This is a genomic window from Amycolatopsis sp. NPDC051373, assembly GCF_040689465.1.
Classification (GTDB): domain Bacteria; phylum Actinomycetota; class Actinomycetes; order Mycobacteriales; family Pseudonocardiaceae; genus Amycolatopsis.
The window spans coordinates 118,837-132,679 of sequence record NZ_JBFBAE010000023.1 but is presented as its reverse complement, the minus strand read 5'-3'; the positions used below and the strand labels follow the sequence as shown (position 1 = coordinate 132,679).

Below are 13,843 nucleotides of genomic sequence, written 5' to 3'. Positions count from 1 at the left end.
ACCTCAGCTGGCAGACGGCAGAGCGCAACCTGGGGTGAGGTCGGCGACCTGCTGACCGGCCAGGAGGAACGCGCCGACGCCGGCGGCCGAAGTGTCGGTGGCCTTGGCCGAACCCGGTCCGTCGGTCTTCGGCTGGACGTAGCCGACGAAGCCGTCGGTGGTCTCCGCCTTGGTGGACAAGGACTTCCACGCCCGGTCGACCACCGGTGTGAACCAGCGGCTGTCGAGGACACCCGCGTTGACGCCCCACGCGAGGCCGTAGGTGATCAGCGACGTGCCGCTGCTCTCCGGGCCGCCGAACGGGTTGAGCAGGTTGGCGTTCCAGAAGCCGTCCGGCCGCTGCAGGACGCTCAGCGTCGTCGCCATCTTCTTGAACACGCGCAGGTACTCCGGTCGCCGCGGGTCGTTCGCGGGCAGCACCTGCAGCACCTTTGTCAGGGCGGCCAACGCCCAGCCGTTGCCCTGCGACCAGTACGACAGCGAGTGCGCGTCGGTGCGCCACAGGCCGGAGAACTCGTCGAACAGGCTCTTCTCCGTGTGCTGGAACAGCTTCTGCATCGCGGCGAGCGTCGGCTCCGAGGAGTCCATCACGCCGATGCGGGCGAACGAGGGCATCGCCATGTTCAGCGCGCTCACGTGGTCCCAGTAGCCCGGGTGCCCGGCCTGCACGCTCGCGACCTCGTCGGCCAGGCGCGAACGCAGGTCGGCGAGGATCGGCGGGTCGGGGTGGAAGTAGGTGTACAGGTCGAGGTAGGCCTCGCCCGCGGCCTCGTCCTCGGGCGAGAACGGCTGCCCCGGGGTCGTGGGCAGCAGGTAGTTGTTGGCCTCGCCCCACGGCAGGGTCTGGTGGTTGGACACGCCGGTCGTGCGGACCACGGCGAGGTTGCCCACGTGGAACGTCGCGTTCTGCCAATCGGCCGGCGCGAGGTTCGTCCCGTGGGCGACCCAGTAGTCACCGGCCTTCACCATCGCGTCGGCGACCGAGCACTGCGCGGCCGGCGCCGCCGGTGCCGCACTCGCCACGGCTGCCGGTGCCAGCCCACCGGCCGTCACCGCCGCCGCGAGCACGGCGAAACCGCGGATTCCCGGGAAACGCATGGGTGCGTCCTCCTCAAGCAGCTCATGGCGGCGGAGGCCATCGTGATCGGTGGCCGGTCGATCACGGACTATGGTGTGGACCACTGGGCGTGTCAAGGTGCCGGTGAGCGGTACGCCGCAACGGTTTCCAGCAGCCGTCGGGCGGCGTTCTCCGCTCCGTCGGCGTTCTTCGAGAGCACGGTGGTGAGCACGCGCGAGTGCGCCACGAGCGTGCCCGCCGTCGGCTCGGGTGCAGCCCGCAGGGCGGCGACGACCGGCACCTGCAGCTGGGTGAGCAACGCGTTGCCCGCGGCTCGCACGAGTGCGGCGTGGAACAGCGTGTCGGCCTCGGTGAACGCCTCGGTGTCCTCGCGTTCGACGGCGTCGGTCATCAGCTCGTACGCCGCCGCCAGCGCGGAGAGCTCGTCCGGCGCCCGGTGCCGGGCCGCCAGCCGCGCGGCCTGCGGCTCCACGAGGTGGCGCAGCTCCATCAGGTCGTGCAGCTGCCGCGGCGAATCCGGGCCGCTGACGCGCCAGGCGATCACGTCGGGGTCGATCGCGTTCCACGTCTCCGGTGGCTGCGGCCATGTGCCGACGCGCGGTCGCGCGGCCACGAGCCCCTTCGACTCCAGGACCCGCAAGGCCTCCCGGACCACCGTCCGGGAGGCGGAGAAGCGGCGCCCGATGTCCTCGGGCACGATCGGCTCGCCCGTGGGCAGTGCCCCTTCGACGATCAGCCGGCCGAGCGCGTCGACGATGCGGGCGTGCAGCCCGGCCCCGTCGGCGCCCACGTCAGGCCGGAAGACCGACGCGGCGCTCCCCGCTGCGCAGCTGCTGCAGCACGACGGCGACCACGAGCAGCGCGCCGTGGGCCACGTTCTGCCAGAACTGGTTGATGCCCAGGCCCGACATGCCGTTGTCGAGCACGCCGAGGATGAACACCGCCAGCACCGTGGAGACGATGGATCCCTTGCCGCCCTTGAGCATCGTGCCGCCGAGCGCCGCACCCGTGACGGCCTGCAGTTCGAGGCCTTCGGAACCGGACGTCGGCTGGCCCGAGCCCGTGCGCGCCGTGATCAGCACGCCCGCGATGGCCGCGACCACGCCGACGAGCGCGTAGACGCCGATGATGTAGCGGTTGATGTTGATGCCGGCCAGGCGCGCGGCCGTGTCGTTGCCGCCGATGGCGAACACGTTGCGGCCGATGTCGGTGTACTTCAGCAGGAAGTGCAGCACCGCCGCCACGATCAGGAACACCCACACCAGCGTCGGCAGCCCGAGCACGCTTCCCTTGGCCAGGAAGATGAACAGGTCGTCGGCGCCCGTGTAGCCCTGCGCCTTGCCGTCGGACACGACCTGCGCGATGCCCTTGTACGTGGCGAGCGTGGCCAGCGTGGCGACGACCGGGTTCACCCGGCCGAAGATGATGATCAGGCCGTTGACCAGACCGCACAGGATGCCGGTGCCGACCGCGGCGAGGATGCCGACGATCGAGCTGCCGGTGGACGTGAAGGCCATCGCCGAGATCACCGACGCGAGCCCGGCCATCGAGCCGACCGAGATGTCGAGCGCGCCGAGGATGATCACCAGCGTCTGCACCAGCGACAGCAGGCCCATGATGGTGATCGCGCTGCCGATGAGCAGCAGGTTGTTGGTGCGGAAGAAGTTGTCGTTCAGCGTGGAGAGCAGCACGACGAGCACCACGAGCGTGATGATCAGGCTGCTGTTCTGCACGCCGATGCCGTTGAGCACCTTGCGTGCGGTGGACACCCGGTGCGGGTCGGGCTGTTCGGTCGGCTGCTCCTGCGCGGGGCTGGGCCGGGTCGGGGTGCTCACGCCCCCACCTCCTGGATGTCTTCGGCGGCCGGCTCCGTCGCCGGGATGGCCAGGGTCAGTACGGCTTCTTCGGTCGCGTCGTCGCGGCTCACCTGGCCCGCGACGCGCCCGGCCCGCATCACGACGATGCGGTCGGCCAGCGCGAGCACCTCGGGCAGGTCGGATGAGATCACGAGCAGGGCGACGCCTTCGGCGGCGAGACCGTCGATGATGCGGTAGATCTCGGCCTTCGCGCCGACGTCGACGCCGCGAGTGGGCTCGTCGAGGATCAGCAGCTGCGGACGGCGGGCGAGCCAGCGCGCGAGCACGGCCTTCTGCTGGTTGCCGCCGGAGAGCTTGCGCACCTCCTGCTCCATCGACGGCGTGCGCACGCGAAGCTCGCGGATGTACTCCGCCACGAGCTCGCGCTCCTTCCCCCGCTTGATCACGCGGAAGCGGCGGAGGCGGTCGAGCACGGCGATGGAGACGTTGTCGCGCACCGAACGCTGCATCAGCAACGCGTCGGTCTTGCGTTCCTCGGGCGCGAACCCGATGCCCGCCTTCACGGCGTCGCCGGGCGTGCGGGCCTTGAACGGTTTCCCGTCCAGCTCGAGGGTTCCCGAGCGCACGGGCAGGTCGCCGACGATCGCGCGCGCCAGCTCGGAGCGCCCGGCGCCGACGAGCCCGGCCAGGCACACGACCTCACCGGCGCGCACCTCGAACGAGACGTCGGTGACGTCATCGGTGGTCACGTGGTTCAGGCGCAGCACGACCTCGCCGGTGTCAGCCGTCTCGCGCCGCTCCAGCGCGGAGAGGTCGCGGCCGATCATCATGCGCACCAGCTGGTTCTCGTCGGACTCCGCGGCCTGCTGCACGCCGACGAGCTTGCCGTCGCGCAGCACGGCCACGCGGTCGGCGAGCTGGAAGATCTCCTTCATGCGGTGCGACACGTAGACCACGGCCACGCCGGAGTCGCGCAGCCGGCGGATGAGCCGGAACAGCGCGTCGACCTCGTGCTCCGAGAGCGACGAGGTGGGCTCGTCGAAGGCGATCACGCGCGGCGGGGTGGCCGCGGTGAGCACCCGCAGGATCTCGACGAGCTGGCGCTGCGCGGCCGAGAGCTTGCTGCCGAGCGTGGCGGGGTCGAGCACGCCTTCGAAGCCGTATTCGACGAGTGCTTCGTGCGTGCGCTGGTTGAGCGTGCGACGGCTGAACACGCGGGCGCGCGAGGGCAGCTCGCCCACGAACACGTTCTCCGCCACCGAGACGTGCGGGATGATCTCCGGTTCCTGGTAGATCACGCGCACGCCCGCGGCCATCGCGGCGCGCGGGTTGTCGAACACCACCGGCTCGCCGTCGACCCGCAGAGTGCCGTCGCTGGGCTCGTGGTCGCCCGAAAGCACGCGCAGCAGCGTCGACTTGCCGGCGCCGTTCTCGCCCATCAGCGCGAGCACCTCGCCGGAGTGGAACTCCAGCGTCACGTCGTCGAGCGCGGTGACGCCGGAGAAGCGCTTGCCGATGCCCTCGGCGATGAGCGCCGTGGAACTGCCCATGGTGAGCCTTCCTCAGCCTTCCTCACAGGAGAGCCCGGGGGTGTCGCGAGTGGACACCCCCGGGCCGCGGTCGGGTCAGGTGCAGTTGACGCCGGCCGCCTTGAAGTTGTCCTTGTTCACCATCGTGGTCTTGGCGATCGTCTCGGCCGGGAGGTCCTTGCCGTTCTTGACCTTGTCGACGAGGACCTGGATCGCGCTCTTGCCGACCTCGGCGCCCGAGATGTAGAGCGAGGACTTGTTGCCGGTGTCCTTGCCCGCAGCCCAGTCCTTGCAGTCGAGGTAGGCGCCGAGGCCCACACCGATGATGTCGTTCGCGCCGACTCCGGAGTTGGCGAGCGCGGTGACGACGCCGGTCTCGTTCTCGTCGTTGCAGCCCCACACGACCCAGTGCTTCACGCCCGGGTTGGAGCTGATCACGGCGCCGGCGCGGTTCTGCGCGTCGACGGGGGAGTTGTCGGTGCCGACGTTGATCACCTGCACCTGGGCGCCGGAGTCCTTGTCGAACGCGGCCTTGGCGCCGTTGACGCGGTCGGTGCACACGGTGAGGTCCTGCTTGTAGGCGCTGATCACCTTGGTGTCGGCGGCGGACCAGCCGGCGGCCTTGAACAGCTTGGCGGCCTCCTGGCCGACCGAGGTGCCCATCTGCGTGCCGTTGAAGCCGACGAACGCGGCGGCCTTGCCGGTGCCGTCCTTGATCACGTCGTCCGACGCGATGATCGGGATGCCGGCGCTCTTGGCCTTGTCGATGACCTCGGGGCCGATGGCCTGGTCCGGCACCACGATGGCGACGCCGTTGGCGCCCTGCGCGACCGCGGCGTCGAGTTCGGTGATGGCCTTGTTGGCGTCCTGGCCGAGGTTCACGACCTTGAGGTCGACACCCAGCTCCTTCGCCTCCGCCTGGGCGCCCTGCGCCTGCTCCACGAAGTACTGCTGGTCACCCTGCTTCTGCAGGTAGTACAGCGTGATCTTGCCGTTCGTCGGCGCCTGCTGCGCGGGCGCGGCGGTGTCCTTGCCGGAGGAGCATCCGGCCAACACTGCACCGGCAACCAAACAACAACCAACAACGCTCCAGGTACGTGACCTGTGCGGGTATGTGGACATCGAGTGCTCCCATTGGGGCCGAGGACGACTGTTGCGTGGGCGTGAATTCCGCGTGACTCGTATTACAAGACACTTGATCGGGTGACGTCAACCACGGGATCTGCCGCAGTTAGCGGATGGATACCTACGGAGAGTGATTTTCCGCCTGGTGGTTGGCGGGCTAATTATCGTATTTTTTCCTGACTGACCAGGGTTTGTTGCTCCGTGCTGATCGTGCTGGTGTTTCGGTTGCTGGTGGGTTTTCTTGTTGACTTGGGTTCGATTACGGTCCGTTATGGCGGGCGTTGCGTCTTGTCCGGTCGACATGCGGCAGGATGTGGCCCGCAGCTGGACAAAGGGGGCGAACATGACGCACATCCGTCGCTCGATCGTGGGATGGGCCGGTGCCGTGCTGGTGCTGGCCGGGTGCAGCGGGGCTCCGCAGGCCGCGTTGCCCGCTTCCGCTCCTTCGGCCCCCGCAGGCGTGCCTTCTTCGGCCACGCCCGGGTCGTTCACGGTCGTGGCCACCGGCGACGTGCTGATCCACCCGGCGCTCACCGACCAGGCGCAGGCCGATGGTGGCGGCGAGATCGACTACCGGCAGATCCTCGCGGGGGTGAAGCCGCTCGTGTCGGGCGCCGATCTGGCCATCTGCCACCTCGAGACGCCGCTCGCGCCGGAGGGCGGGCCGTACACGGGGTACCCGTCGTTCAGCGCGCCGCCCGAGATCGCCGACGCCATCAAGGACACCGGCTACGACACCTGCTCCACGGCTTCGAACCACACTCTGGACAAGGGTGCCGCCGGCATCACGCGGACGCTGGACAAGCTGGACGAAGTGGGCCTCGAGCACACGGGTTCGGCGCGCTCGGCCGCCGAGGCTGACAAGCCGCTGATCCTCGACGTCCACGGTGTCAAGGTGGCGCAGCTGTCGTTCGCCTTCGGCTTCAACGGCATCAAGGTTCCCGCCGGCAAGCCCTGGCTGGCGAACCAGATCGACGCCGACGACATCCTCGCGGCGGCCCACGCCGCCCGTGCGGCCGGCGCGGAGGTGGTGATCGCCAGCCTCCACTGGGGGATCGAATACCAGCACTCGGTGACGGACGACCAGGCTTCGCTGGCGAAGGAGCTACTGGCTTCCCCGGACATCGACCTGATCGTCGGCCACCACGCCCACGTGGTCCAGCCGTTCGAGAAGGTCGAGGGCAAGTGGGTCGCCTACGGCCTCGGCAACGAAATCGCCCGCCACGACGACCCCCGCGGCTCCACCGAAGAAGGCACGGCCGCGCGCTTCACCTTCACTCAGGCGGACGGCCACTGGGCTGTTTCCAAGGCGGAGTACATCCCCACACTCATCGACCTCGGCCCGCCCATCCGCCTGCGCGACCTGAGCTCCGCGCCGCCGAGCCCGCGCGGCACGGAGGCGCTGTCGAACACCGACAAGGTGGTCTTGTCCCGCGGTGCTGCCGACGACGGCCTGACTCGGCCGGGCAAGTGAGTGTGCCGTCGATTCGTCTGGCTGACCTGACGGCGTACCCGTCCGCCGTGTGCGGCGCGGAAGCCCCGACGAACACCGACCAGGTCGTTCGAAGGTGCCGATCTCGATAGCCTCACTCGGCCGGGCAAGTGAGCGATTCTCGGTCGAGGGGCTGGGAAAGTGCGGCCTTGAGCCGCCGCGCCGCTTCGTCGACCAGGACCTCGACGCGGTCGTCCAGCAACGCCTGCATGGTCTTCGCCGCGACCTCGGCGGGCCCGATCTTCGGGACGTCCAGCCACGCGGAGCCGTCGGTGTCCACGTAGCCGGCGTGCACGCCCACCACCAGCGTGCCCTGGTCGCGCAGGCCCTCGCGCAGCGCGTCGGTCATCGACCAAAGCGCCGCTTTCGACGCCGAGTAGGAGACGGTTCTCGCGTTTCCCTTCCAGGACGCCACGGAGAGCATGATCCTGCGCCAGCTCTTCCGGGGCCAGACGCGGTTCAGCGAACTGCGCGAGTCGCTGGGCATCGCGCCCAACCTGCTCAGCGCGAGGCTGCGCACGCTGACCGAGGCCGGGGTCGTGGAAACCGCGCCTTACCAGGAGATCGGGGCGCGGCAGGGGGGCAGGGTCGTCCGGTTGACCAGGGTCTTGACCGCGGCGATGGGCCGCCGACCGAGCAAGTAGGCCTTCCCCGCCGCCACGACTGGACCTTTCGTGCTTTGTCGTCCGCGCGACTGGTCCTGTCACACGTGCGCGGCGGCACGAACTGACCACTCGCGTCTGCCTGCGGTGGCGACGGGACCTTTCGTGCTTTGTTGTCCGCGCGACTGGTCCTGTCACACGTGCGCGGCGGCACGAACTGACCACTCGCGTCTGCCTGCGGTGGCGACGGGACCTTTCGTGCTTTGTTGTCCGCGCGACTGGTCCTGTCACACGTGCGCGGCGGCACGAACTGACCACTCGCGTCTGCTCGCGACTGCGACTGGACCGTTCGTGCATCGGCCGCGGTGCGACGGGACCGTTCGTGCCAACGCCCGATCGCGGCCTGGCCGAAGACTGCGGCCGGCGCGAGTGGATCCTCGTCCGTCGGAACCCGCGTGGCTGGACCGTTCGCGCTCCGGGTTCCCGTACGAGCGGACCGTTCATGCCGCGCTGTCGCCGCGAGTGGACCTCTCGCCCCCCGATCTTGGTGCGAGGGGACTTTTCGTGCCGCGGGCGAGTCGCGACTGGACCGTTAGCGTGTTGTTGCCTGTGAGAGTGGGCCGTTCGTGCCGCGGCGGAGGCGCCACTGGGCAGGTGGGTGCGCCCGGCGCGAGGTGACTTTTCGTGCACCGGGAGCCGGCGCGAGTGGGCCCGTTCGTGCAAGGATCGCGGTGCGAAGTGACCGTTCGTGCCGGGCGGGAAGCGCGAGGCGCCGGTCGTGCGCCCCGGCGGCGGGCGAGGGGACCGTTCGCGGACCGAAACGCACCCCGGGAAAGAGAACGGCGCGCTCGTGCACTGGGGGAGGAGCACAAGCGCGCCAGGTCGGTCAGCGCGGCTCAGTGGTCCCGGCGGGTGATGTGGTGCGCCAGCAACGTGAGTTCCGCCGCGGGGCGCGGCGCCGGCGTCGTGGAGGCCAGCGAGGCCAACGCCGAAGCCAGCAACCGCGCAGCCTCCGAAGAGCTCCACGAACGCCCACCCGCCGAGTCGACCAAGGAAGCGGCCCGGGCCAGCTCCCCAGCCGACAGCGGAGCCTCCTGTCGGTACAACCCCGCCAGCTCCTGGGCAGCCGGGGTCTCCGAGGCCAAAGCCGCCACCACCGGCAGCGACTTCTTCCGGTTCTGCAGATCCGAGTAAACCGGCTTCCCCGTCACGGCCGGGTCGCCCCAGATGCCGAGGAGGTCGTCGACATGTTGGAACGCCAGGCCGAGCGAGCGGCCGAACGCGCCGAGTTCCGAGACGTGCGTGCCGCGGCCGCCGACGACGAGCACGCCCAGGGTGCAGGCGGCACCCAGAAGTGCGCCCGTCTTGCCCTCGGCCATGCGGATGCAGGAGGACCGATCCACGGACGCTCGTCGTTCGAAGGCCAGGTCCTCGTTCTGGCCGTGCAACAGGTCCAGCACCGCCGTGCTCAGGACGCGAGCAGCGGCGGGACCGTCCGTGGCCAGGACGTCGAAGGCCAACGTCAGCAACGCATCCCCCGCGAGGATGGCCGGGCTGGTGCCGAAGACGGTCCACGCGGTCGCCCGGTGGCGGCGGGTTTCGTCGCCGTCCATGACGTCGTCGTGGAGCAGCGAGAAGTTGTGCACCAGCTCCACCGCCACGGCGGCGGCGATCGCGTCGCCCGGATCGCCGCCGGCCGCCGCGGCGGACAGCAGCACCAACGCCGGCCGCAGGGCCTTGCCGGCCGGTACGGCCGACTCGGCGCCCGACGCGTCCCACCAGCCGAAGTGGTAGCCGGCGATGCGGCGCATCGAATCGGGCAGCCGGTCGACCGCCGCGCGCATCGCCGGTTCCCACAGGTCCCGGCTCCAAGCCAGCACCTCCGGCACCGTCCGCGCCCGGGCGTCCACTGTGGTCATACATCCCCTCCGAAAAAGAAGCTCAGCGCCCGATCTCGACGTCGTCGAGCACTCCCAGCGCGTCCGGCACGAGCACCGCGGCCGAGTGGTACGCACTGACCAAGTAGGACGTCACGGCCCGGTCGCTGATGCCCATGAACCGCACGTTCAGCCCCGGCTGGTACTCGTCCGGCAATGCCGCCGGCCGTAGCCCGATCACACCCGCGTCGTCCTCGCCGGTACGCATGACGAGGATCGAGGTGGTTCCCTGCGGCGAGATCGGGATCTTGTCGCACGGCAGCAGCGGCACCCCGCGCCACGTCGTGACCCGGCGTCCGTCGAGCACCGAGTTGGCCGGGTAGAGGCCCCGCGCCGTGCACTCGCGCCCGAACGCGGCGATTGCCTTGGGGTGCGCCAGGAAGAAGCGCGACTTGCGACGACGGCACAGCAGCTCGTCGAGGTCGTCGGGCGTCGGCGGGCCGCTGCGCGTGGTCACGCGCTGGCCGAGGTCCGCGTTGTGCAGCAGCCCGAAGTCCGTGCTGTTCACCAGCTCGTGCTCCTGCCGCTCCCGCAGCGCCTCCACGGTGAGCCGCAACTGCTGCTCCAGCTGGTTCATCGGCTGGTTGTAGAGGTCGGTCACGCGGTTGTGCGTGTGCAGGATCGTCTGCGCGACGGCGAGGTCGTACTCCCGCGGCGCCGGGTCGTAGTCGACATACGTGCCCGGCAGCGCGACCTCGCCGTCGTGCCCGGCGGACAGGTCGATGCTCGCCTCGCCGGCCTTGTTGTGCTCGCGGCCCGGGCTCGCCAGCACGGCACTGATGTGCGAGCGCAGACTTTCGACGGAGGCGTTGAGCCGCTCGAACGCCTCCGCCGGCAGCGCCAGCACGATGCACCGCGTGGCCGCCTTGGCGGTGAAGGTCCAGTTCCCCGCGGTGCCGCCCAGCAGTTCGGCGCCGAAGTGGTCGCCCGCGGTGAGCGTGCCGAGGTGCGCGTCCTCGCCGTAGGAACCGGGCGCGGTGCGCGAAACCTTGCCGTACGCCAGCAGCACCACCGAGTCGAGCGGCGAACCCGCCGTCACGATGGTGTCGCCCGGCTCGTACTCGCGCTGCTCGAAGCGCTCGGCCAACGCCGACAACGCGTCGGCGTCGGCGAACCCGCGCAGCAGCGGCAGTTCCGCCAGCTCCGCAGGGACCACCTGCACCCGCGCGCCGGTGTTGAAGAAGCTCACCCGGCCGTCGCCGACGGTGTAGGTCAGCCGGCGGTTCACGCGGTACGAACCGGCCGGCACCTCCACCCACGGCAGCTGCGACAGCAGCCAGCGCGGGGTGATGCCGCGCATCTGCGGCAACGACTTGGTGGTGGTGGCCAGGGTCCGGGCCGCGCGCGTGGAAAGGGAAAGCGGCGGCTCTTCGGTCACGGTCATGCGGTTCCTCGCTTGGTGGGCTCAGCTTCTCCAGGTCGCTGGGACGCGGGTCTCGACACGATCCGCAGCGCGCTCGTGCCCAGGCCCGTCGGCCCGAACGCCGACGGGGGCAGCGGCGCCGGCCCGGACCGCACAGGGGCGGTCTCGGGCGGGCGCGGCGGGGTGGCGGGCGCGGCCATGCTCACTCACCGCGCCCGATCTCGGCGTTCTCCAGCACGGCCAGCGCGTCGGGCACCAGCACGGCGGCGGAGTAGTACGCGCTGACCAGGTACGACATGATCGCCTGCTCGCCGATGCCCATGAACCGCACGTTCAGGCCCGGCTGGTACTCGTCGGGCAAGCCGGTCTGGTGCAGACCGACGACACCCTGCGACTGCTCGCCCGTGCGCAGCAGCAACACGGAGCTGGTGCGCGTCTCGGTGACCGGGATCTTGTTGCACGGCAACACGGGCACACCGCGCCACGCCGGCACCTGGTGCCCGCCGAGGTCCACCGCGTCGGGGTACACACCGCGGCGGCTGCACTCGCGGCCGAACGCCGCGATCGTCTTCGGGTGCGCCAGGAAGACCGCAGGGTCCTTCCACACCAGGGAAAGCAGGTCGTCGAAGTCGTCCGGCGTCGGCGGGCCGGTGCGGGTGGACACGCGCTGGGAGTAGTCCGCGTTGTGCAGGAGGCCGAAGTCGCGGTTGTTGACCAGCTCGTGTTCCTGTCGTTCGCGCAGGGCCTCGACCGTGAGCCGCAACTGCTGCTCGATCTGGTTCATCGGCTGGTTGTAGAGGTCGGCGACGCGGCTGTGCACGCGCAGCACGGTCTGCGCCACGCTCAGCTCGTACTCGCGCGGCGAGCTGTCGTAGTCCACGAACGTGCCGGGCAGCTGCGGTTCGCCGTCGTGCCCGGACGCGACGTCGATCACCGCCTCACCGTGGTCGTTTGCCGGGCCGGCCGAACCGGCGGCGACGGCGGCGAGGTGCTCGCGCAGCGCGTCGGAGCGGTCGAGCACGCCCTGGAACTCGCTGCGGGACAAGGAAAGCACCGTGCACGCGGTCACGGCTTTGGCCGTGTACTCCCAGATCCCGTCGGCGTTGGTGAGCACGGCGTCGCCGAAGTAGTCGCCGTCGGCGAGGGTGCCGAGCACCGTCTGGTCGCCGTACGCGCCGGTGCCGACCTTGCTGATCTTGCCGTGCGCCAGGAGGAAGACCTGGTCGGCCTGGTGGCCGAGTTCCACGAGCGCGTCGCCGGGGGAGAACTCGTGCTGCACGAACCGGCCGGCCAGCTCGATGAGCACCTCTTCGTCGTCGAAACCGCGCAGGGCCGGCAATTCACCCAGCTCCGGCGGGATCACGCGGACCTCGGCGCCGGTGGTGGAGAACGTGACGCGGCCGTCGCCCACCGCGTAGCTCAGCCGGCGGTTCACGCGGTACGCGCCGCCCGAGACCTCCACCCACGGCAGCACTTTGAGCAGCCACCGCGTGGTGATGCTCTGCATTTGGGGAACGGACTTCGTCGTCGTCGCGAGCGTGCGGGCCGCGGCCCGGCCCAGGCTCAGTTGCGGTTGTTCCTGATTCGCGGAGTCCACGGGGTCCGTGACGGTCACAGCGAAAACCACCTATCGTCGGATTTCGGAACGTGTGAGAAAGTTTCCAGCACGAATTGGAGTTCGTTATCCTGCTGCAATTCATTCGGGTCGGCACCGCGGAATCAACATAGCAAGCCGGCCTCGCCCGACAATCCCACGATCGGGTAGCCGGGTCGGTTCACCTGTTTGCCAGAAAGGGTAATCGGACATTCCAGTTGCTGTTGTCGGAGCGCCAGATTTAGACGATCTTCGTCGGCGCAACGTTCGTCACCCTCGGTCGGCAGGACTCACCCGGACGGGAAGTTCGACCGAAGATCGCCGGTGTATCCCAGGTGAACGAGCGTATCCAGAGCAGGTGTTCCAACATTCAACTGCTCCGTTCCAGTGATCATCGGGGGCCTCGCAGGGCCACTCGAATGAACCGAACTGCCGCTTCTTGTCGCTCGGGAATCAGATGACTAACTTGAGCGGGCCCACTTCCGGGAATTCGCCGAACAATGGCGGACGCAGTGGTCTTCGAGTGTGAAAGGGGTCGGATGAACGTCTACCTGACCGGGATCTTCTGGGTGGTCGGAGCGGCCGTGGTCGGCGGCGGCATCGGCTATCTGGTGAGGCGGTTCGGCTGGGATGAAGGTCGTCGTGACAACAACGATGCGGCCGGTCAGGTGTTCACCATTGTCGGCGGTCTCCACGCGGTGCTCGTGGCGTTCGTGCTGATCTCGCTCTTCGACGCGGTGGGGACCGCGCGCGACGGCTCCTACACCGAGGCCGACAGCCTCGTCTCCATGACCTGGGCCGCCGAAGCGCTGCCGGGCGACACCGGCCAACGCGTGCAGCAGCTCGCGACCGCGTACGCCAGTACTGTGCAGCACCAGGAATGGCCGCGTCTGGCCGACGGTGGCACGGTCCCCGACACCGGTTGGACGCAGCTCGACCAGCTGCGCCGCACCATCGCCGGCGCGCAGGCGAGCAGCGACTGGGAGAACGACCGCAAGACCGAGGCCGCCAACGATCTGTGGCAGGTCTACCAGGCCAGACAGGCGCGTCTCACCGACGCCGCCTCGAGCGGCGTCGGCTCCGTGGTCTGGTTCGCGTTGATCCTCGGCAGTCTGATTTCCGTGCTGCTGCCCAACCTCTTCGGCGGCACGCGCATGGCGGCGCACCTCGTGATCGTGTCGACGCTGGCCGGCACGATCGCACTGCTGCTCTACGCGATCTTCCAGCTGCAGAACCCGTTCGCAGGCGGGGCGAGCATCCAGCCCGACGCGTTCAGCTCGGCACTGGCGCGACTGGGCTGAGGGTC

General features: G+C 69.6%; 12 protein-coding genes. 3 read left to right on the top strand and 9 right to left on the bottom strand.

All coding sequences use genetic code 11. The features are described 5' to 3' along the window. Window positions 1-3: 3 nt before the first annotated feature. From AB0383_RS35540 to AB0383_RS35520, 5 genes are all read right to left on the bottom strand, one after another. Window positions 4-1,098, bottom strand: a complete 1,095-nt coding sequence (locus AB0383_RS35540; RefSeq protein ID WP_366189636.1) for a glycoside hydrolase family 88 protein — start codon at window positions 1,096-1,098, stop codon at window positions 4-6. A 92-nt stretch (window positions 1,099-1,190) separates the two neighbouring features. Beyond that, entirely contained in the window at window positions 1,191-1,868 is a 678-nt protein-coding gene (locus AB0383_RS35535; RefSeq protein WP_364186264.1) for an FCD domain-containing protein, read from the bottom strand. Window position 1,869: 1 nt separating this feature from the next. After that, window positions 1,870-2,913, bottom strand: a complete 1,044-nt coding sequence (locus tag AB0383_RS35530; protein ID WP_255638722.1) for an ABC transporter permease — start codon at window positions 2,911-2,913, stop codon at window positions 1,870-1,872. Beyond that, window positions 2,910-4,445 carry a sugar ABC transporter ATP-binding protein gene (locus tag AB0383_RS35525; RefSeq protein WP_366189635.1) on the bottom strand — a complete coding sequence of 512 codons (1,536 nt, stop codon included), beginning with the start codon at window positions 4,443-4,445 and terminating at the stop codon, window positions 2,910-2,912. Before AB0383_RS35525 ends, AB0383_RS35530 begins: the two co-directional genes overlap by 4 nt. Before the next feature lie 75 nt (window positions 4,446-4,520). Continuing rightward, complete coding sequence (locus AB0383_RS35520; RefSeq protein WP_364186267.1) at window positions 4,521-5,480, bottom strand: substrate-binding domain-containing protein; 960 nt, start codon at window positions 5,478-5,480, stop codon at window positions 4,521-4,523. A 412-nt stretch (window positions 5,481-5,892) separates the two neighbouring features. Here AB0383_RS35520 and AB0383_RS35515 point away from each other — a divergent pair, with 412 nt between their 5' ends. Next, window positions 5,893-7,023, top strand: a complete 1,131-nt coding sequence (locus AB0383_RS35515; protein ID WP_366189634.1) for a CapA family protein — start codon at window positions 5,893-5,895, stop codon at window positions 7,021-7,023. 112 nt (window positions 7,024-7,135) lie between these two features. Here the strand turns inward: AB0383_RS35515 and AB0383_RS35510 are convergent, their stop codons facing one another. Further along, window positions 7,136-7,456 carry an SDR family NAD(P)-dependent oxidoreductase gene (locus tag AB0383_RS35510; protein ID WP_366189633.1) on the bottom strand — a complete coding sequence of 107 codons (321 nt, stop codon included), beginning with the start codon at window positions 7,454-7,456 and terminating at the stop codon, window positions 7,136-7,138. Between the two features lie 7 nt (window positions 7,457-7,463). Here AB0383_RS35510 and AB0383_RS35505 point away from each other — a divergent pair, with 7 nt between their 5' ends. Next, on the top strand, window positions 7,464-7,685 hold the full coding sequence (locus tag AB0383_RS35505) for a winged helix-turn-helix transcriptional regulator (RefSeq protein WP_366189632.1): 222 nt from the start codon (window positions 7,464-7,466) through the stop codon (window positions 7,683-7,685). A gap of 854 nt (window positions 7,686-8,539) precedes the next feature. Here the strand turns inward: AB0383_RS35505 and AB0383_RS35500 are convergent. The 3 genes from AB0383_RS35500 to AB0383_RS35490 all read right to left on the bottom strand — a co-directional run bounded on the left by AB0383_RS35500 (window position 8,540) and on the right by AB0383_RS35490 (window position 12,558). Further along, complete coding sequence (locus AB0383_RS35500) at window positions 8,540-9,562, bottom strand: family 2 encapsulin nanocompartment cargo protein polyprenyl transferase (protein ID WP_366189631.1); 1,023 nt, start codon at window positions 9,560-9,562, stop codon at window positions 8,540-8,542. A gap of 22 nt (window positions 9,563-9,584) precedes the next feature. Next, complete coding sequence (locus tag AB0383_RS35495; protein ID WP_366189630.1) at window positions 9,585-10,964, bottom strand: family 2B encapsulin nanocompartment shell protein; 1,380 nt, start codon at window positions 10,962-10,964, stop codon at window positions 9,585-9,587. A gap of 181 nt (window positions 10,965-11,145) precedes the next feature. Further along, complete coding sequence (locus tag AB0383_RS35490; RefSeq protein WP_366189628.1) at window positions 11,146-12,558, bottom strand: family 2B encapsulin nanocompartment shell protein; 1,413 nt, start codon at window positions 12,556-12,558, stop codon at window positions 11,146-11,148. 518 nt (window positions 12,559-13,076) lie between these two features. Here AB0383_RS35490 and AB0383_RS35485 point away from each other — a divergent pair. Further along, on the top strand, window positions 13,077-13,838 hold the full coding sequence (locus AB0383_RS35485) for a hypothetical protein (protein ID WP_364186280.1): 762 nt from the start codon (window positions 13,077-13,079) through the stop codon (window positions 13,836-13,838). The last annotated feature ends 5 nt before the right edge of the window (window positions 13,839-13,843 follow it).